Source organism: Chloroflexota bacterium, from assembly GCA_013152435.1.
Taxonomy (GTDB): domain Bacteria; phylum Chloroflexota; class Anaerolineae; order DUEN01; family DUEN01; genus DUEN01.
Genome location: JAADGJ010000143.1, coordinates 1 through 19,978 on the forward strand (window position 1 = coordinate 1; position 19,978 = coordinate 19,978).

General features: G+C 64.4%; 17 protein-coding genes and 1 riboswitch. All 17 genes read right to left on the reverse strand.

The annotated features are described in order from the left end of the window. Window positions 1-362: hypothetical protein (locus GXP39_19445; GenBank protein ID NOZ30211.1), on the reverse strand; the 362-nt coding region annotated here is incomplete at its 3' end. 72 nt (window positions 363-434) lie between these two features. Continuing rightward, a complete protein-coding gene (locus tag GXP39_19450) occupies window positions 435-803 on the reverse strand; it encodes a hypothetical protein (protein ID NOZ30212.1) in 369 nt (122 codons plus the stop codon). Next, on the reverse strand, window positions 800-1,504 hold the full coding sequence (locus GXP39_19455; GenBank protein ID NOZ30213.1) for a transposase: 705 nt from the start codon (window positions 1,502-1,504) through the stop codon (window positions 800-802). The genes GXP39_19450 and GXP39_19455 overlap by 4 nt, the downstream gene beginning before the upstream one ends. Before the next feature lie 186 nt (window positions 1,505-1,690). Continuing rightward, a complete protein-coding gene (locus tag GXP39_19460; protein ID NOZ30214.1) occupies window positions 1,691-3,931 on the reverse strand; it encodes a phospholipid carrier-dependent glycosyltransferase in 2,241 nt (746 codons plus the stop codon). Further along, window positions 3,912-5,120 carry a glycosyltransferase family 4 protein gene (locus GXP39_19465; protein ID NOZ30215.1) on the reverse strand — a complete coding sequence of 403 codons (1,209 nt, stop codon included), beginning with the start codon at window positions 5,118-5,120 and terminating at the stop codon, window positions 3,912-3,914. Before GXP39_19465 ends, GXP39_19460 begins: the two co-directional genes overlap by 20 nt. Window positions 5,121-5,123: 3 nt before the next feature. Then, window positions 5,124-6,080 (reverse strand): glycosyltransferase family 2 protein, encoded by a 957-nt coding sequence (locus GXP39_19470; protein NOZ30216.1) that lies wholly within the window; start codon window positions 6,078-6,080, stop codon window positions 5,124-5,126. A gap of 175 nt (window positions 6,081-6,255) precedes the next feature. Next, on the reverse strand, window positions 6,256-7,227 hold the full coding sequence (locus tag GXP39_19475) for a polyprenyl synthetase family protein (protein ID NOZ30217.1): 972 nt from the start codon (window positions 7,225-7,227) through the stop codon (window positions 6,256-6,258). Window positions 7,228-7,447: 220 nt separating this feature from the next. Beyond that, window positions 7,448-8,269: a TatD family hydrolase gene (locus tag GXP39_19480; GenBank protein NOZ30218.1), complete on the reverse strand. Its 822-nt coding sequence runs from the start codon at window positions 8,267-8,269 to the stop codon at window positions 7,448-7,450. Then, window positions 8,259-9,683, reverse strand: coding sequence for a phosphoglucomutase/phosphomannomutase family protein (locus tag GXP39_19485; protein ID NOZ30219.1), 1,425 nt, complete (start codon window positions 9,681-9,683; stop codon window positions 8,259-8,261). Before GXP39_19485 ends, GXP39_19480 begins: the two co-directional genes overlap by 11 nt. 119 nt (window positions 9,684-9,802) lie before the next feature. Beyond that, on the reverse strand, window positions 9,803-10,774 hold the full coding sequence (locus GXP39_19490) for a GDP-mannose 4,6-dehydratase (protein ID NOZ30220.1): 972 nt from the start codon (window positions 10,772-10,774) through the stop codon (window positions 9,803-9,805). Window positions 10,775-11,085: 311 nt separating this feature from the next. Continuing rightward, window positions 11,086-12,300 (reverse strand): methionine adenosyltransferase, encoded by a 1,215-nt coding sequence (locus GXP39_19495; GenBank protein NOZ30221.1) that lies wholly within the window; start codon window positions 12,298-12,300, stop codon window positions 11,086-11,088. A 126-nt stretch (window positions 12,301-12,426) separates the two neighbouring features. After that, window positions 12,427-13,689 (reverse strand): adenosylhomocysteinase, encoded by a 1,263-nt coding sequence (locus GXP39_19500; GenBank protein ID NOZ30222.1) that lies wholly within the window; start codon window positions 13,687-13,689, stop codon window positions 12,427-12,429. Between the two features lie 265 nt (window positions 13,690-13,954). Beyond that, window positions 13,955-14,752 (reverse strand): GNAT family N-acetyltransferase, encoded by a 798-nt coding sequence (locus tag GXP39_19505; protein NOZ30223.1) that lies wholly within the window; start codon window positions 14,750-14,752, stop codon window positions 13,955-13,957. Then, window positions 14,749-15,723, reverse strand: a complete 975-nt coding sequence (locus tag GXP39_19510; protein ID NOZ30224.1) for a carbohydrate kinase family protein — start codon at window positions 15,721-15,723, stop codon at window positions 14,749-14,751. The genes GXP39_19505 and GXP39_19510 overlap by 4 nt, the downstream gene beginning before the upstream one ends. Beyond that, window positions 15,720-16,655 carry a site-specific DNA-methyltransferase gene (locus GXP39_19515; protein NOZ30225.1) on the reverse strand — a complete coding sequence of 312 codons (936 nt, stop codon included), beginning with the start codon at window positions 16,653-16,655 and terminating at the stop codon, window positions 15,720-15,722. The genes GXP39_19510 and GXP39_19515 overlap by 4 nt, the downstream gene beginning before the upstream one ends. Beyond that, window positions 16,652-17,719, reverse strand: a complete 1,068-nt coding sequence (mtnA, locus tag GXP39_19520) for an S-methyl-5-thioribose-1-phosphate isomerase (GenBank protein NOZ30226.1) — start codon at window positions 17,717-17,719, stop codon at window positions 16,652-16,654. Before mtnA ends, GXP39_19515 begins: the two co-directional genes overlap by 4 nt. Before the next feature lie 65 nt (window positions 17,720-17,784). After that, window positions 17,785-17,911, reverse strand: a riboswitch (SAM riboswitch). 82 nt (window positions 17,912-17,993) lie between these two features. Continuing rightward, complete coding sequence (locus GXP39_19525) at window positions 17,994-19,790, reverse strand: ArsB/NhaD family transporter (GenBank protein NOZ30227.1); 1,797 nt, start codon at window positions 19,788-19,790, stop codon at window positions 17,994-17,996. Window positions 19,791-19,978: the final 188 nt, after the last annotated feature.

Consider the following 19,978-nt stretch of genomic DNA (forward strand, 5'->3'; position numbering starts at 1 on the left):
AAGAAAGGGGCCAGCGCCCCGGCGCCCAGGGCGAGCACGCCCGCAGCCCGCCCGCCGATCCGCCGCCCCAGGAGGAACAGCAGCGGCGCGCTGAGCAGGCCGAAGTACGCGGAGAGGGATCGCACGGCGAACTCCGACCGGCCGAGCAGTCCCATCCAGACGTGGAGGAAGTAGAAGTAGAGGGGCGGCTGGATGTCCAGCTCCTGGGACCCCGCGATGGCGGCCAGGGGCCGGCCGGCCACATCGATGTTCCGGCCCTCGTCCCACCAGATGTTCTGGACGTCGATGCGATACAAACGCAGCGCGAGCCCACCCCACAATAGCAGGATGATCAGCGCCCATTGACGCCCGCGTGAGCTCACAAAAGGCATCCGACACACCTTTGTATGCCTAAACCCCTGCATGGATAACGTTCATCACGTTGTACTTTCCTCTCAATCTGACAGCGTGTCTGAAAATTTACCGGCAAGATGCTTTGAGGAGGCTCCCTCAACCGCCAGCTCCACAGGGGGAGGTGTGGAGGGGGCCTCCCTTCCACAGAAATCCCACCTTTCCGGCCTGTACCTGTCTCTCTCGGCCCTTCCCGAAGGGCCCAGGCCGAGGCCAAGCAGGTCGAGGGCAAAAGAAGGGTTTTCTCCGGAGGGGCTCCCCCCAACAGAAGCAACAGCATTTTTCAGACACACTCTGACAGCCCATTCAACGAACTCCCGCAGGTCGTCGCCGTAGGAGACGCTGTCGTCCCGCAGGTCGTGGCAATAGTTCCAGACGCGCTGGGCGATGGTGGATGTGGTGGATGCGGTCATGACTGATCCTCCGATGTGGCGCTGGTAGAGGTGATCCGGTGGGGCATCCCTACACTGCGGGCATCTTCCTGTATCATGTTCCAGAGATCTTTGGCCCAGGGATCAGGGCCGATCGCGTCGGGATTGTAGCGATCCCAGGCCCAGCGGGCGGGGTTGTAGACGATATAGCGACGAATAGCGTCAAGCGCGCGTTTGTTGCGGATGATATGTTCCCAGTAGTTGCGTTGCCAGACACGCGCGCCGGGCGTCTCGCGCAAGACATTAATGCGGCGGGCGGAGAAGGATTTGAACGCCCGGACGATTTCCGAAAGTGGGTGCCGCTTTAGGGGAGAGGATGTTGGTTCTGTGTGGGCAGGACCCGGTTCTGTAGAGGCTGTAGGGGCAGGTCTGAGACCTGCCCCTACAGAATTCGCGAAATTCGCGGGCAGATCCACAGTCAAGGCGATGATACCATGTACGTGGTTGGGCATAATGACGAACGCGTCCAATTCCACATGGTGGTAATGGTTAGGCAAGTCGAACCACGCGTCGCGCACGATCTCCCCAAATTCATTCAATTCCATCACCCCATCCACCACGCGGCCGAACAGGTGTGCGCGCCGGTGGGTGCAAATGGTGACGAAATACGCACCGGGCTCGGTATAATCCCATTCCTTCAGGCGGATGGATTTGCGGCGATAGCACTCATGGGACACACGAATTTATCCTCAGTGACTCTACCCGACCTTCCATCCCACCTCAAACCCCGTCTCAGTTTCTCGAAGCACAAGAAAACGAAACGCTACAGGCCAGACTCTTGGATCAGCTGAATGCGCTCTGAATCGAAAATCACTCCGTTGTCCCCAGATGTCGACCTATAGAGGGAAACGCATGCGTCACCCCACCGCTCAGCGCACAACTTCGATCACGGCGATCCGGATGGCGTTATCCACTACGGCGTCCGTCACCGGCGAGACGGGCAGCCGAACGCCGTCCTCCAGGGTGTACATGCCCACCAACAGCGGGTAGAAGCCAGGCGGCGTATCCTCCGGCACCGGCAATTGATAACGATCCACCACCGGCCACCCGGGCTCCCAGGCTATGGTGGGCCAGGCGCCATCCAGCGGGGTCTTGTCGTGTTGCGTGATCACGGAGCGACGATCATCCTCCAGGTGGGTGAACACGGTGAAGCTGCGATTCACAGGAGCCGTCGCTCGCCAATACAGCGTCACCGTCACGGTCTCGCCAGGACGGACCTGCGCCGACGACAGATCGAAGCCGTCCAGAACGATGGCGTTGCCCAGCCGGAAATCCAACGGCTCCGCAGGCGTCACAGAGGGGCGCTCCCGCGGCAGGACGCGGATCCAACCGATGAGATTATCCATCTGGTTCCCATCGGCATCGAACGTGGGGATCCCCTGCTGGGATTCACGATCGAACAGGCCGACATTTACACGGGCGACGGTAGGCACTGGCGCATCATGACGAATGAGCACAGGATAGCGATCCGGCAGAACGGTCCCCGGGCGCAACAGACGGGTGGGCAACGTCCCCATCCCGGGCCAGGTATCCACCTGCCCGATCACCCGCCCGTCCGGCGTCAACACGTGCACGAAGACGCTGTAATCACGACGGAAATGCCTCAAAGGCTCCCAGTACACGGTCAGCCACAAAGTCTCGCCTGGGGTCACCGTATCCTGCTGGATCTCGGCGCCCACAACCCGCATCAGATCGTCATGATAGATGGGATCCATGCGCGCCGATGCCGGCACCATCTCCGGACGAATGTAGCGGGGACGCGCATACGCCGGCTTGATCACATAAAACGGCGAGGCCACGGTGAAGACAAACATGAACCCCACCAACGCCCCCATCCAATATCGGCGCCACGTCCTCGGCACCCACTGGCACCATCCCAGGGCCGTCAGGAGCATCACCGCGGAGATGGCGGGGAACAGGAGGCGTCCCTGCGTCCCCGGCGTCAGGCGGGTCCAGCGCACAAGCCCGGCGAACAGGAGAGCCAGCCACCCGGTCGGCAGCGTGAGCCACCACACCTCACGCGGGATCGGCGGCTTCCCTCGCCGCCACAGCCCCACCAGCAACCCGCCAAGAGAGATCACGCCGATCGCGTCCAGCACGCGATAGATCCACGTGGGCACCAGGATGCTGAACCACCCGAACAGTGCCCAGAACGAGATGCGCAACCCTTCAAACTCCTTGCCCAGCTGCGCCAGGGTGGGCGGGTTCTCCCGAGGTCCCACGATCTGAAGCATGACGTTGAGCCCTGTAGGATCCCCGTACAGCCGCCAGTTGCGCACATACCACCACCCCGAGATCGCCAGCGCGCTGCCGAAGACGATGAGACTATCGCGCCACAGCCGGCGCCACCGTCGAGCCATGCCGGCTCTGGCGACCAGGATGATCGCGGCGAGGAGCCAGAGGAAGAGCCCGCTCAGCTTGGCCAGGGCGGCCAGCCCCAGCGTCACCCCCAAGGCGAGGTCAGTCACGCCGTCCTGGCCCTGCAACACCCGAACCAGCCACCATAACGCCAGCGTGGACAGGAACACGATGGCCGAGTCGTTGCTCACCGCCGCGTGGATGAAGTCGAACTGGGGGGTAAAGGCGACCAGCGCGGCCGCCCCGTGGGCGATGACCGGACGGCCGGGCAGCAGCGCCTGGGCCACCCGGTAGGTCAGATAGACGGTCCCAGCTCCCAGCAATGTGGAAAGGAGGCGGATCAGATGGACGGCCAACACGGTGCCATGATAGGGCCAACGCTCCCGCGGCAGATGCACGAAGCGGTTCTTATTCCCCGGCAGGGTGGGGTTCCCAATATTGGCGTGCGCGTTGAACCACAACAGCTCATACGCGTCACTGGTATCGATCCAGCGGGTCGCCAACGCCGCCAGCGCGTAGTAGAGGGGAGGCTGGCTCCCCTCCTGCGCCCACAGATCTCCCCGCTCTGGCACCTGCACAGGGAGGCCGTTCCCGTCGGCCAGATGCTTGACGTAGAAATAGTGGTGATACTCGTCCGGGGTCTCGAACAGGGGGACGGTCACGTTGTAGATCGTCGCCACGCCCAGGTAGGCAAGCAGGATCACCCAGATCGGGCGCGGGCGGGTGAGGCGCTTACGCCACCCCAAGGGCACGATAGACCTCCAGATGGCGCGCCGCGATGTCATCCCAGCGGAAGGCCTCAGCCAGCTGACGAGCCCCCTGCCCGATCCGCTCCCGCAACAGGGGATCGGACATGAGACGCTGTACAGCGTTCGCCACTCCGGAGGGGTCCTCGGGCGACACCAACAGGACATTCTCGCCATCGGCCAGCCGGGGAATGCTGAACGCCGTCGGGGACGGCGGCTCCCCCGGCGCACGGGTCGTCACGATCGGCAGGCCGTGTACCAGAGCGGCCATCAGGCTCCCCCGCCGGAACGAGGCGCCATCCCGATACGGGAGCACGCAGATGTCGGCCGCCATCAGGTAAGCCGAAACCTCCGGCTCCGGCACATACCCGGTCCAATGAACCCGCTCCACCAGCCCCAGCCGGTCGATCAACTGCTGCACTCGCCTCAAGTAGGCCACGTTGGTGGGATCGCTGGCGCCCACCTGCCCGCCGACCATCAACAGATGCGCGGGCACGCCGCGACGCACCAACTCGGCCAGGGCCAGGATCAGCGTCTCGCCCCCCTTGCTCGCGTTGAGGAACCCGAAGTAGCACAGCAAGAGGTCCTCGGGGCGTACCCCCACCTTCGCCCGCCAATCCCCTCGATCGTAGCCGGCCGGGGGACGCGCCTGAATGTTGCTGCCGATGGGGATCAGATCCAACATGCCGACGCCACCCGCCGACTGCAACGTCTGGAAGTCCGCCGCGTTGGTGGTGATGGCCACATCCGAAGCCCGGGCCAGGCGGAACACCGCCCAGCGGCGCAATGGGCCGGCCTTGGGGAAGAGATAGGGCACCTTCAGATCGTGGAAGGTCACCGCCAGGCGCGGCCGGGTCTCGTTCTGCAGGAAGCGGGTGGGCACCAGGTTGATGGCCGGATGCATCCCGTACGCTGCCGCCTGGTACTGGACATGCACCACATCGGGCTGAATCTCACGCGCCACATCCTGGAGGATGCGCCAAAACCGCCACCCCCAACGCGGCACGATCGCGTGCACCGTCGGCTCGATAGCCCCCTCACGATGGGGCCGCAAGTGCTCGACCCCGGCCGCCTTCGCCGTGAGCACGTGCACATCCGCCCCCAGGGCCCCCAACGCGATCCCCAACTCACGCGTGTAGTCTCCTACGCCCCCCTGCATAGGGGGGTATTCGCCCGACACCAACAGGATGCGCATCTTCTACCGCCTCACTCCTCGCAGGCCAGAGCGCAGCACCTGCACATAGGTCGCCATGCGCTGACGACGCAAGGGCCGCCGATGGCCCACCACCCACTTGGCGGCCTCCAACATCCACTGATATCCATACGTCGCGAGCAGGAATATCCGCACCGACTCGGCCGCCAGGCGCCCATGATGCTTGCGGAAGTAGAGCACCTTGGAGCTCTGAAAGTGGATGTGGCGAGCGGGCACGGCCTGCTCGCTGGACTTCCCCTCATGGTGGATCACCCGGGCGGCCGGCAGATAGACAACCCGCCAACCCGCCGCGCGGGCCCGCCGACACCAATCCAGCTCCTCCGAGTACATGAAGAACCGCTCGTCAAAGCCGCCAACCTGCTCGACCGCCTGACGACGCACCAGGAGGCAGGCGCCAACCACCCAGTCCACCTCCTGCTCCTGATCATCCGGTCGATCGGCCACGTAATACCGCCGGGCGACCGGATTGTTCGGCCACCAGAGATGCAGGACCGTGCTCTCCAGGAAGGCCGTCGCCAGGGTCGGGAAACGCCGCCGTGATGATTGTATACGACCGTCCGCATAACGCAACTGTGGCCCCAGCGCGCCGACGTCCGGATGAGCGTCCATATACCGCACCATGGTCACCAGCGACTCGCCGACGATCTCGGTATCCGGGTTGAGGAACAGCAGGTAGCGGCCTCGCGCCAGCTCCAGCGCCTGGTTGTTCGCTCTGGTGAATCCCACGTTCTCTCGATTGCGGACGACGCGAACCCAGGGGAACTCCCGCTCCATCATGGCCACGCTGTCATCCGTGGAGGCATTGTCCACGACGATGACCTCCGCGGCAAGCCCATCGCCCTCCCCGCGTACGTCGACGCCCGGCGACACGGCGATGGAGGCCAGGCAGCGCCGCAGGAGAGGAGCCACGTTCCAGTTTACGATCAGGACGGAGAGGTCCAACACGCCGGAAGTCCCCCCAACGAGCGTGGACACCGCCTGCGGCGACGCAAGGAAAAGCTTCTTCTCACCTTCACAGGGGGCCAACTCCACGCCGCAGACATCCCACGCCCACCCCACAAAAAGCAAGGGTTAGAGGCAACCGCCCCTAACCCCTCACCTCGCCGCCATGCGCGCGTTACCAGCGCCGCTCAACCACGAAGTCGGCCAGATCCGTCAACACATCCCGGGCGGGCACGTCCGGAAGGATGGACAACGCCTCCTGGGCCTTCGCCACGAACTCCCTCGCCTCCGCCTCCGCCGCATCGATGGCGTCCGAGTCCCGGATCAACGCCACCGCCTCCTCCAGGCGGCTTCCGCCATCCGCCTGCGCATGTTCCAGGATGCGGATCAGCTCCGGGGCCCGCTCATCCTGCTGCAGGAAGTAGAAGACCGGCAACGTCACCGTGCCCTGGCGCAGATCGCTTCCGGCCGGCTTCCCCATCACCGACTCGTCCCCCACGAAATCGAGGATATCGTCCACAATCTGGAAGGCCATCCCGAAGTTATACCCATACGCGCTCAGTGCCTGCACGAACTCCTCGGAGGCGCCGCTGATCACCGCGCCCGTCTCCGCGGCGGCCTGGAACAGGGAGGCCGTCTTGGCGAAGATGCGCCGGTAATACTCCTCCTTCGGCTGTTTCCAGTTCAACGCCGAGAAGAGCTGTCGTAGCTCCCCGTTGCAGATCGTTACCAACGTGCGTGAGAAGATGCGGATCACCCGGGGATTGCCGCTCATCGCCGCGAAGTCGGCGGCCTGGGCGAAGAGGAAGTCCCCCGCCAGCACCGTGGCGCCGCGACTCCACATCGCGTTGAGGGTGGGAAGGCCACGTCGAAGCAGCGCCCCATCAATCACATCATCATGAACCAACGTCGCCGTATGCAACGCCTCCGCTGCCGCGGCCAGAGGCAACACCAACTGCACATCGCACGGGGAGAACTTCGCGGCCAACAGCGTGATGGCGGGACGCAGCCGTTTGCCACCACGGATAATCAGCCCCTCCAACGCCTGTGCGATCGGAGGGAAGGTTTCTTTCAACCGGGCGCGCATGATCTCCTCGACCATGTCGAGCTCATCACGCACCAGGTCAAGGGCAGCCAATCGCGTCAATGGACCTCATCCCCTCATGGTCGTTGTGTTCATCGACAAAGCCGCACTCCCCTACAAAGGTGCGGCCACCCCCGTTTCACCCCAACAGGACCTGCTCAGCCGTCACCCGGACCGAACACAAACCATCCATGAGCATTCACTAAAATATTCAGGTGGTATTTTACACAAGTCTGCCGATCTGAGAAAAAACGTCGCCTACAGGGTGGATGATCCCCCCATCTCACACGCCGACGAAGGTCTCTCCATCCCCTCCCAGACCGGACAACCGGAACAGGCGTATCGCGTTGTCCGTCGTCCGACGGGCGACCTCCTCCACCGACACACCCTGCAAACGGGCGACGGCCTCCGCGATCAGCGTCAGCCGGGCGGGCTCGTTGCGCTTCCCTCGATACGGGTGAGGCGACAGATAGGGCGCATCCGTCTCCAGCAACAGGGAGTCCAACGGCAGCTCCGGAACCAGGGCGTGTAGCCGGCGAGCGTTCCGAAAGGTCACGGGGCCCCCCAGGGCGATCAGGAATCCCATCGCACGTCCAGCCTCCGCCATCGCCTTGTCGCCGGCGAAGGCATGGAGCACCCCTCGATACCCGCCCTCCGGCGGCGGGTGCCGATCCGCCCACGCCCGCAACGTCGCCATCACCTGCGACTGCGCCTCCCGGCAGTGGATGATCACCGGCAGGCGCAGCTCGGCGGCCAGGTCCAGCTGTCGCTCGAAGGCCTCCTGCTGCCGATCCCTGGGCGACAGATCTCGATAGAAGTCCAGTCCGATCTCGCCGATGGCCACGACCTTGGGATGGACGGCCAGATCCCGCAGCACGGACAACACGGCATCGTCCACCGTATCCGCGTCATGGGGATGGACCCCGACGGCGGCGTACACACCGGGCTCCGCCTCCGCCAGAGCCACCGCCCGCCGGCTGGAGGCGAGATCGGCGCCCGGGTTCACGATGACCCGAACGCCGGCCGCCCGTGCCCGGTCTAACACGGCCGCCCGATCCGCATCGAACTGCGGGAAGTCCAGGTGGCAATGGGAATCAATCAGCACGCTCTTGATCCAGCCCCGCCAGCTTCAGCCCGTCCCTCAGGATCGCGTCGATGGCCTCCGGGTGCGTCGTCTCCGTATACACCCGGATGATCGGCTCCGTCCCGGAGAAGCGGATCAGCATCCAGCCCCCATCCTCCAGGCTGTACTTGAAACCGTCCATCGTGTTCAGGCCCGTGACCTTCAGCCCGCCGATGACCTCCGGCCGGGCGCTCTCGACACGCCGACGCACGGCCTCCCGCTTCTCCACCGGGAACGGCACATCGATGCGCTTGTAGTAATGCGCCCCCACTTTGCTGAACAGATGCTCCAGCAGCTGAGTCACCGACTTACCGGTGCGCACGAGGAGGTCCAGCATGTACAGGCTGGCCAGGATGCCATCGCGCTCCGGGATGTGATCCCCGAAGGCATATCCGCCGCTCTCCTCGCCACCCACCATCGCGCCCACTTCCAGCATCTTGGGGGCCACGTACTTGAACCCCACGCCCGTCTCATAGACCGGCACGTTGTAGATCTCGCCCAGCCGGTTCAGCATGGAGGTCGTGGACAGCGTCTTGACGATAGGGCCACGCTCGCCGCGGACCTCCAACAGGTACAGGGCGATCAAGCCGTACACACGCAGCTGGTCCACGAAGTCGCCATGTTCATCCACCACACCCAGGCGATCCGCATCCCCATCCGTGATGAGCCCGATATCCGCCCCCACCTCACGTACCTTGGCCATACAGGGATCCACGTTCGGGCGGATGGGCTCCGGCCGCTGCATCTCCGGGAAGATGGGATTGCGTTCCTTGTGGATGGAGATCACCTGCGTGCGTCCTCCCCCGATCAGCCGCTCCAGCCAGCCGGCGCCATTGCCCCACATCGCGTCCGCCACCACGGTCAACCCGGCCTGGCGAATGGACTCCAGATCCACCAGCCGATTCAACTGCTCGATGTAAGCCGGAGCGGGATCGAAGTATTCCACCAATCCCTTCTCCAACGCCTCATCCAGATCCATGCGCAACACCTGATCGGACGGCGGGATCAGCGATTCGATCTCGGCCAAGCCCTCCGGATCTATAGCGCCGCCCGTCTCATTCCGCACCTTAAACCCGTTATCCGTAGGCGGATTATGGCTGGCCGTGATGTTCACCGCGCCGGCCGCCTTCTTGACCACCACGCTATAGGAGATCGCCGGCGTTGGAGCGGCCTCCCTCATGAGGAAGACCCGGATGCCATTGCCGGCCATCACCTCCGCCACCGCGGCGGCGAAATGCTCCGACGCGAATCGTCGGTCGAATCCCACCACCACACCGCCATCGACATTTCCCAGCTGCTTCAAATAGAGCGCGAACCCCTGCGCGCAACGCCGGACGTTCGCGAACGTATAATCCTCGGCGATGCGACCTCGCCACCCATCCGTGCCAAATCGAATCTTCGTCTCCAATCTACTCCTCCTTCACTCTCGATTGGTAGCATCACACGTGAGCGTGGCAGACATGAAAAAGGCCACAGCTGCCACAACCCCTGATCCGTGTGAGGGTCAAACGGGGCTCACGATGCCTCCGTCGAAGCGCGCACCCGGCCCCGCCACTCATCCAGGACGTCGCGCAGGCTCTGCTCCAGGGGGATGCGCGGCTCCCAACCGGTGCGCTGACGGAAGCGCGACGCATCCGCCACGATCCGGGGCACCTCGGACGGGCGCATGCGCTGGGGGTCCACACGCACCTCCACGTCCATGCCCGTGAGGGCGATGAGCCGCTCCAACAGTTCTCGTACCGAGTACGCACGTCCCGATCCCAGATTATACACCTGTCCCGGCTCCCCATGAGTCAACGCCAGCCGATACGCGCGCACCACGTCACGCACATCGCTGAAATCCCGGTAGACGTCGAGGTTGCCCACATAGACTACCGGGGGACGAAGGCCCGCCTCCATCTCGGCGATCTGCTGGGCAAAATCCGGGACGACGAAGCCGAGACGTTGTCGGGGGCCGATATGATTGAAGGGCCGCACCCTCACGGCGAACACCCCATGACTGAGATGATACTGCAACCCCAGGAAATCCTGCGCGATCTTGCTCACCGCGTAGGGATTCAGCGGGCGCAAAGGCGTGTCCTCGGTCACCGGCAGCTGGTCTGGCGAGACGAGCCCGTACTCCTCTCCCGAGCCCACCACCAGCACTCGGCTCTCCAGCCCTAACCGGACGACCGCCTCCAACACGTTCAGCTGCAATCGGATATTCGTCTGTAACGTCCCCCACGGATCGCGGCGCGAGAGGGAGGGCAACGGTTGCGCCGCCAGGTGAAAGATGTAATCCGGCCGGACCTGATCCACGATGTCCATGACCACCTGCAGACGGGACAGTTCCGCCGGATACAGCTCCAGCCGATCCCGCAGATGGGAGATACCGCTGACATCGCCAAAGAGCGTGCCCGCGACGTGCCAGTCCGTCTCTGTCAGGAGATGCTCGGCCAGGTGACTGCCAACAAATCCCGAAATCCCCGTGATGAGTGCCCGTGCCAAGTCTATCCCTCCTGGCCGATAACCTAGCGGTGACCACCTATTATACCCCAGGAGCGACCCGACCCGCAAAGAACCCCAGAGACAGGGGGTGGTGTATCCGATCTCAGCCCAGCACCTGCCCCTCCCCGGCCTGATTGGGCGAGGCCGAGCGCCGCGTGCTCCTGCGATGGACGAGCCTCCAAGCGAAGCAGGCCAAGCACGATGCTTGGCCTGCCCATCTATCCAACCGATGGCGATTCCAAAACCGTCGCCCGCCGATATGCCTGCGAATCAGGGGCATCACGCCCCCACGGCGTTATCCGATCGTCGAATCAGTCCAGCCCGGCCTCATCCCGCAGGACCTCCGCCATATCGATCCGCTCCCACGGGGCGTCGATATCATCTCGCCCGAAGTGACCATACGCGGCGGTCGCCTTATAGATGGGACGCCGCAGCTCCAGATGGCGGATGATGGCGGCCGGACGCAGATCGAAGTGCTCCTGGATCAGCTCGATGATCCGCTCGTCGGGCACCTTCCCCGTGCCGAACGTCTCCACCGCCAGGGACACGGGCCGCGCCACGCCGATCGCGTAGGAGACCTGCAGCTCGAATCGGCTGGCCAGCCCGGCCGCCACCACGTTCTTGGCGATGTAGCGCGCCATGTAGGACGCTGATCGATCCACCTTCGTGGGATCCTTGCCGGAGAAGGCGCCGCCACCATGTCGGGCCACCCCGCCGTAAGTGTCCACGATGATCTTGCGCCCGGTCATGCCGGCGTCCCCCATGGGGCCGCCCGTCACGAACCGGCCGGTCGGGTTGACGAAGATCTTCGTGCGCTCGTCGATCATCTCAGGGGGCACCACCTGCCGGATGACCACCTCCAGGATGTCCTGATGGAGCCTGTCCTGCTCGATCTCCGGGGCATGTTGGGTGGAGACCACGATGGTGTCCACGCGCACCGGCTTGCCGTAGTGATACTCCACCGTGACCTGCGACTTCCCGTCCGGACGCAGGTAGGGCAACGCGCCGTTCTTGCGCACGGCCGCCAGGCGCTTGCACAGCTTATGCGCCAACATGATGGACATGGGCATGTATTCCGGCGTCTCATCGCATGCGAAGCCGATCATCATGCCCTGGTCGCCCGCGCCGATGGCCTCGATCTCGGAGTCGCTCATCTCCCCCGTCTTGGCCTCCAGGGCCTTATCCACGCCCAACGCGATGTCGGCCGACTGCTCCTTGATGGATACGATGACCCCACAGGTGTCCGCGTCGAAGCCATACTTGGCGCGCGTGTAGCCGATCTCCCGAATGGTATCGCGGGCGATCCGGGGGATATCGACCGACGCCGAGGTCGTGATCTCGCCCATCACCACCATCAGCCCCGTGGTCGTGGCGCACTCACAGGCCACCCGCGCATCCGGATCCTGAGCGATGATGGCATCCAACACGGCGTCGGAGACCTGATCGCACATCTTGTCCGGGTGCCCCTCCGTCACAGACTCGGAAGTGTAGAAGAGTTGCGGTGAACTCATGAAGGTCGTGGTCATATCGTTTACTCCTTCAACGGTCTCTCATTCCACAAGCGCTCAACCCTCTCCACAACGTCTCACCGGGGATCATCGTGAACGCCCGCCACGCCATCCCCGGTGAGACGCCAGGTTCGCACAGGGGGATCAGGTGCCCATCTCCCACGACGCCAGATACTTCTCCTGCTCGGGGGTCAGCTCGTCGATCTTCACCTCCATCGCCTGAAGCTTCAGGAGGGCGACCGTCTTGTCGATCTGCTCGGGGACCGGGTATACCTGACGCTCCAGCTCGTTCGCGTGCTGGATCATATACTCCACGCACAAGGCCTGATTGGCGAAGCTCATATCCATGACGGCGCTGGGATGCCCCTCGGCCGCGGCCAGGTTCACCAGCCGGCCCTCTCCCGCCACGTACAGGCAGCGGCCGTCAGCCAGCCGATACTCGTCCAGGGACTCGCGCACCCGCCGCTTCTCCACCGCCATCGACTCCAGCGCGGGCAGGTTGATCTCCACGTTGAAATGGCCCGAGTTGGCCATGATCGCCCCCGACTTCATGCGCTCGAAGTGCGGCTGATCCAGGACGTGGATATCGCCCGTGGCCGTGACGAAGATGTCGCCGATCGCCGCGGCCTCGATCATGGGCATGACCCGGAAGCCATCCATCACCGCCTCCAAAGCCCTCAGCGGGTCCACCTCGGTCACGATAACGTTGGCCCCCATGCCTCGCGCCCGCATGGCAATGCCACGGCTACACCAGCCGTATCCGGCGACCACAAAGTTCTTACCCGCCAGCAGGACGTTGGTCGCCCGCAGGAGGCCGTCGATGGTGGACTGGCCCGTGCCATACCGATTGTCAAACAGGTGCTTGGTCATCGCGTCGTTCACGGCGATGATGGGATACCGCAACACCCCGTCCTTGGCCATCGCCCGCAGCCGGATGACGCCGGTGGTCGTCTCCTCCGTCCCACCGATGACATCCCCCAGCAGATCCTGGCGCTCTCGATGCAGGGTGGAGACCAGATCGGCGCCGTCGTCCATGGTCACGTGAGGCCGATGGTCCAGCGCGGCCTTGATATGCTCGTAATAGGTCTCGTTGTCCTCACCCTTGATGGCGTACACGGGGATCCCGTAATGCACCACCAGCGCGGCCGCCACATCGTCCTGAGTGGACAGCGGGTTCGAGGCGCACAGCACCACATCCGCCCCGCCGGCCTGCAACACCCGCATCAGGTTGGCCGTCTCAGTGGTCACATGCAGACAGGCGGACACCCGCAGCCCATCCAGCGGGCGCTCCTGCTGGAACCGCTCCAGCAGCTGCTGGAGCACCGCCATCTCTCGCGCGGCCCACTCCATGCGAAAACGGCCCTGATCGGCCAGCGACAAATCCTTCACATCGTACTGTTTCGTCACGTGTTACACTCCTTGTATGATCGTGAGATCGCGTCTCTTCAAAACAGGCAGGGATAATCCATGAAGCACACCATAAGCGTCAACGGAACGACATGGACAAGGCGCTTACCGCCGCTTTCCCCCCAAAAGGGCGATGGCGAAGGGGGAATCCCCCAAGCCATCCGCGGGGGCAGGGGCCTGCTCCCATGCGGCTCAACTGACGCCAATGGAGCGATTCATGAACCGCCCTCACCCGGGGCAAACCCTGCATTGGGGGATCAAACACTCAGCCATGCGCCAACATCCGGACGGGCACGGCGATGCCCTCCAGGAAGGGACAATATCGCCGGTAGCCCAGCCTCTCATACAGGGCAACGGCCGACACGTTCTCCTGGGAGACGTTCAACACGACGTCCATGCCCCGCTCGAGCAACTCCGCGGTCACCGCACTGGTCACGGCCGCGCCCAGGCCGCGTCTCCGATGGGCGGGATGCGTGAAGACATTGCCCACCGCCGCCACCCGCTCCTGGGGAGCCACCAAATGCGTGCCCGCCACGGCGATCAGATCGTCCCCATCCCAACACCCGTAGAAAACCCCCTGCTCAAGCTGATAGGGGGCAAAGGCGTCCGCCCCGCCGTGCATGTACAGGCGAGATAACGCCGGCAGATCATCCATTCCCAGCCGGCGGGCCCGCTCCAGTCCCATCGGCCGGAAATCCTCAGGGGACACCACCATGCGCCACATGGGTATCCGCCCCTCAAAGCGAAGCCAGGACGCCGCCGCGTCCACGTGCTCATCCAGCCCGGTGAAATACACCCGTTCGGGCAGATCGGCCCGAGCCGCCGCGGCCAACACCCCATCAGCAGGGCCGAAACAAAACAGCGCGGGCGGGTTCAAGCGCTCGAACAACAGGATCAGCGCCTCCGGGCGCCGACCCCGGCCGGCCACGTACCAGCGGCTGTACTCACGGAAACCCGGCGAGAGGTCGCCCAGGGCGTAGGCGGCGTAGCCGCGGTCCTCGTTCAATAGCCCGCGGATCTCGTCCGGATCCTCCGAGGGACGAGCCCACCACCCTCCGGTCACGAGCTCACCACCCCGCTCCGCAATCGCTCCAGCCCCGGCGCGTCCCCAAAGGTCTCCCGATACCGCTCGATGAACTCATCCAGCGTGAACGAGTGGCTCTGAGTGCCGTACTGCTCCAGCACGTACGTGGCCGCCAGGCTGCCTATCCGGCCGGTGATCTCCCAGGGGAGTCCCGCCAGCATGCCCACCATGATGCCCGCCCGATACGCGTCGCCTACACCGGTTGGCTCGCCGATCCGCCTCGGCGCTGCAACGGGCACCTCCACCCGCTGGTCCCCCTCCACGATGACGGACCCCCGCTCGCCACATGTGATAATGGTGGCCTGCGCCATCCCGAAGATCGCCTCGTCATCCAGGCCCGTCTTGCGCTTGATCATCTCGAACTCATACTCATTCACCACCAACAGGCGAGCCCCCCGGATCCCCTCCAGCAGATCCTCCCCACTCAGACGAATGACCTGCTGGCTGGGATCGTATACGTACAGCAGATCCAGATCCTTGCACTCCTGCACGTACTTCACCATCGCCGCCGGGTCATTGGGGGAGATGATGGCCAGGGCCGCGTCGGCCAGATCCAGATCGTGGAGGGAGAGCTCGGCCGCACGACGCATGGCCCCCGTGTAAAAGCTGGCGATCTGGTTGTTGTCCAGATCCGTGCTGACGAAGAAGGAGGCGGTGAAATCATCCTCGTACACGCGAATGCCCGATGTGTCGATCCCCTGCTCCTCCAGCCAGCGCCGGTAGTCCCCGAAATCCTGCCCCACGGTGGCCACGATGTACGGACGCGCCCCCAGCAGGCGCAGGGTGTAGGCGATGTTGGGGGCGCAGCCGCCCCGCTCACGCCGCATGGAGTCCACCAGAAAGCTGACTGACAGGTGGTCGATCTTATCGGGCAGGATGTGATCTTTGAATCGGCCGGGGAATGACATGATGTAATCGTACGCCACCGACCCCGTTACGACGATGGTCATGCCTCCTCCTCTTCTTTCGCCAGGGCGACCAGGCGACGGCGCGCCAGCTCGCAATACTCCGGCGAGATCTCGTACCCCACATAGTGACGGCCGGTCTTCACCGCGGCCACCGCCGTCGACCCGGAGCCCATGAAGGGATCCAACACCACGTCCCCCGGAGATGTGTAAAGCAGGATCAGTCGACGCGGCAGCTCCACCGGGAAGGGGGCCGGGTGATCCACGGTGGACTCCGTGGTGATCCGCCAGGTGCTCTCGGCCGGCCGCGTGAAGTGCTGCAACGCGGCGCGGGCCAGCGACTCCGCCAGCCACGCATCGCTCTTCCCGCGCCGCCGGGCATCCGCCAGCTTCTCCCGCATCTTGCGCTGCAGCTCGTCCAACCCGTCCTCGGGCCGCCAGACGCTGCGCGTCCAGGTGACGAACTCCCCGCCGGTGATGCCCGTGGGCCCGCCCCCCTTCAGCTTGAGCTCATCCTTGGAGAAGATCATGATGTACTCATGCACGTCTCGCAATACGGGGTCCGAGGCGCGGCCAAAGCTCCCCCACGCGGTGGAGACCCCCACGGACGCCCCCTTATCCCAGATGATCTCGCCGCGCATCAGCCATCGCAGCCCCTCCGAACGGCCCATGCGAAGCAGCTCCGTCGTGATGAGCGCGTTCAACGGCAGGTAGGGCTTACGATCCGTGTTGGCCACGTTGATGCACAACCGGCCGCCGGGCACCAACACGCGATAGCATTCACGCCACACCTGATTGAGGAACGCCAGGTACTCGTCCAGGGGGAGATTATCGTTGTGAGCCTCGTAGGGCTTGCCCACGTTGTAGGGAGGCGAGGTCACCACGAGGTGCACGGAGGCATCGGGCACCTCTCGCATATGACGGGCGTCCGCGCAATAGATCACATCGACGGGGAAGTCGGGGACAGCCGATTTCATCGATCGCTCCAGATGCGCGCCTCGGCCGCCTCCTTTAAACGGCGCAGGCTATCATAGAAGGGAGGATAGGCGATTCCCTCCTCGGTGATGATGCCGGTCAGGTAGCGATAGGGGGTCACGTCGAACGCGGGGTTATGTACCGGCACACCTTCCGGGGCGATGGAGACGCCATCGATCTTCGTGATCTCCTCCGGATCGCGCTCCTCGATGGGGATATGATCGCCATCCGGCAGGCTCAGATCGATGGTGGAGGTCGGCACCACCGCATAGCAGGGGATGCCGTTCTCCCGTGCGCACACGGCGAGCTTATACGTGCCGATCTTGTTCGCCACGTCGCCGTTGGCCGCCACCCGGTCCGCCCCGAAGAGGACGACGTCGACCTGGCCGGTGCGCATGAGATGGCCCGCCGCGTTGTCCACGATCAACGTCATGGGGATCCCCTCTTGCATTAGCTCCCAAGCGGTCAGGCGAGCGCCCTGGAGGCGGGGCCGGGTCTCATCCACCCAGACGTGAATCTGCTTGCCCTGCTCATGCGCCGCCCGCACCACCCCCAGCGCGGTGCCGTAGTCCACCGTGGCCAACGATCCTGTGTTGCAGTGATGCAGGATACGGGCCCCGTGGGGGATCACCTTCGCGCCGTGCGCCCCCATGCGCCGGTTGATGGCGATGTCCTCCTCCGCCAAACGCTCCGCTTCGGCCAGCAGGGCCTCCCGGATCTCGTCCACATCGCCCGAGGTCAAGCGCTCGGCCAGCCGGAGGAGACGCGTGGTCGCCCAACTCAGGTTCACCGCGGTGGGACGGGCGCTATCCAGCACGGCCTTAGCCTCACGCAGGTCCTGCAACAGGCCCTCCCGATCGCGAGCGGAACTCTGCCGCGCCGCCAACGCCATCCCATAGGCCCCCGCCGCCCCAATGGCCGGCGCGCCGCGAATCACCATATCCGTGATGGCCCGCGCCACGTCCCGAAAGTCGTCATACGTGGCGATCTCCAATCGGTCGGGCAACAGCCGCTGGTCGATCATCCTGACCGTGCCCGCCTCCGCATCCCACCAGATCGTGCGCACAGATCCCTCCTACCTGCCCAGGGCACAAAAAACGCGCTCCGATGAGAGCGCACTTACCAAGCTCACTCTCATCTTCCAGGTCAGCCGGACACGAGGCCGCCTGCCGGAATTGGCACCGCGGTGAGGCAGCCTTCACCTCACCCGGTTGCCGGAGGTTCACAGGGCCGGTCCCTCCCCTCCTCTGGATAAGAGTGCCACATTCTATTCATTTAGGCGGCGACATGCTAGCACAGAGGCCCTGATTTGTCAAAGCGGCAAAGGACCGTCCGGCCGCTCACCCATACCGGATCAGCAGCCAGATCGTGCTCAGCAGAAGGGTGATCACCGTCACCGGCACGCCGTCCCGCATGAACCGCAGGAAGGACAGGTGATACCCCGCGCGGTCCAACAGGCCCGCCGCCACGATATTGGGCGCCGACCCGAGATAGGTCGCGTTGCCCCCCAGGTCCGCCCCCACCACCAACGCCCAGAAGAGGACGTGATTCTCCGCGCCGGGGATGCTCCGGCTCAGGAAGGACGCCACCGGCAACACCGCCAGCGTGAAGGGGATGTTGGCCACGATGGCCGAAGCGATACCCGAGATCCACACCATCAAAATCACAGCCAGCGTCAGGTTGCCACCCGCCAGGCTTCCGATCAAATCCGCCACCGCCTGGATCACGCCCGCCTCCTCCAGGCCGCCCACCAGGATGAACAGGGCCAGGAAGAAGACCAGCGTCGTCCAGTCCACCTCGGAGAGCATGTCGTGCACATCCGGCCGTACCCAGACCAGCAGAGCCGTCGCGCCCACCAGGGCGACCACGCCGGGGGGCATCCCGAAGAAATCCTCGATGAAGAACAACACGAGCGTAAATCCGGCCACGATCAGGGATTTACGAAGCAGCTCGGGGTTGGTGATGCGGGAATCGCTCTCCAGGCGGGCCAGGAGCTCAGGCGAGAAGCGAATCCTCGCCCGGGAATACGCCTTGCCATAGAGGAGCCAGATGATGAGCACCAACACCAGGAGCATCGTGACGCCGAGCGGCCCCATGTTCACCAGGTACTCCGTGAAACCCATCCCCAGGTACGAGCCCACGATGGTGCTGGGCGGATCCCCGATCAACGTGCTCGCGCCGCCGATGTTCGAGGCCATGACCTCCGGGATGACGAAGGCGAACGGGTGAATATCCGAGATGAGGGCGATCTCGATGCTCACCGGGGCGACCAACAGGATGGCGGTCACGTCGTTCAGCAGCGCGGAGATCACGCCGGTCAGCAAGATCAGGATCACCGCCAGGTACCATGCGTTGCCGCCCGCCAGCTGAAACGAGCGGTAGGCCAGCCAGGGGAACACCCCCGTCCGGGCCAGCACCGCCATGAAGATCATCATCCCCAGGATCAGGAAGATGACGTTGAAGTCGATATAGGTCAGGGAACGTTCAAAGGAGAGGATCCAGAAGTCGCGGAAAAAGGTGCCGAGCCCATAGGTCACCAGGAAGATCAGGCAGGCCCCCAACAGGGCCGCCACCGTCTCGTGCAGGATGTGAAAGGAGATGAGGATGAAGACCAGGAGGAACACCACGCCGGCGATGATGAACCCGGCGTTGACCAGGCGCACCATGATCACCGGCCCCAGGTCGGCCAGCAGCTCGGACCCGGCGAAGCCCGGATGTCGCACGGGGATGACGGCCGTGCGATAGGCCGGCTTGGACACGATCACGGAGAGGGTGGAGCGACCCGCGGCGATGTCATCCAGCACGTCTCGTGGCACGGCCAGGGCCAGCCGAAAGGTGCCATCATCGGCGCTATGCGCCGCGTCCTGATCGGCGTCCTCCACCCGGACCGGCCACCGCCGGCCATCGATGGTCACCTCCACGGCCGCGCCGACGATCGGGTCGCTATGCGCGTTGACCAGCCGGCCGGTGATGACCAGATCGATCTCATCCAGCGCCTGGGCCGACGCCGGGCGCGGCGACGCCCAGGCGAACGCGAGCAGCACGAGAAGGGCAAGGCCCAAGGCCGCTCGCGCACGCCCGCTGAGCCCGCCCCACCCCTTCCCGAGAGGGAACCCCTTCCGACGATGATCGCGCATGGTCACCTGTGTGGTCTGAAACGTCTCGCCCTCTCCGATATACCGTCAAGCACGCCCTCTTCACACGCGCCACCGAGGAAACGCCGCGCCGCGCGCGTCGAGACGAGCCAGGCCCAGATCTTTCGGCCTATCCAGCTTTTGACCGCTGACGACTGACGAGGTCAGGGCAGTCAGAAGAAAAACGGAGG

Coding starts and splice junctions, on each gene's coding strand:
- GXP39_19465 (NOZ30215.1), bottom strand. CDS start 5,120: ATGCGCATCCTGTTGGTGTCGGGCGAATACCCCCCTATGCAGGGGGGC.
- GXP39_19525 (NOZ30227.1), bottom strand. CDS start 19,790: ATGCGCGATCATCGTCGGAAGGGGTTCCCTCTCGGGAAGGGGTGGGGC.
- GXP39_19515 (NOZ30225.1), bottom strand. CDS start 16,655: ATGAAATCGGCTGTCCCCGACTTCCCCGTCGATGTGATCTATTGCGCG.
- GXP39_19450 (NOZ30212.1), bottom strand. CDS start 803: ATGACCGCATCCACCACATCCACCATCGCCCAGCGCGTCTGGAACTAT.
- GXP39_19495 (NOZ30221.1), bottom strand. CDS start 12,300: ATGACCACGACCTTCATGAGTTCACCGCAACTCTTCTACACTTCCGAG.
- GXP39_19510 (NOZ30224.1), bottom strand. CDS start 15,723: ATGACCATCGTCGTAACGGGGTCGGTGGCGTACGATTACATCATGTCA.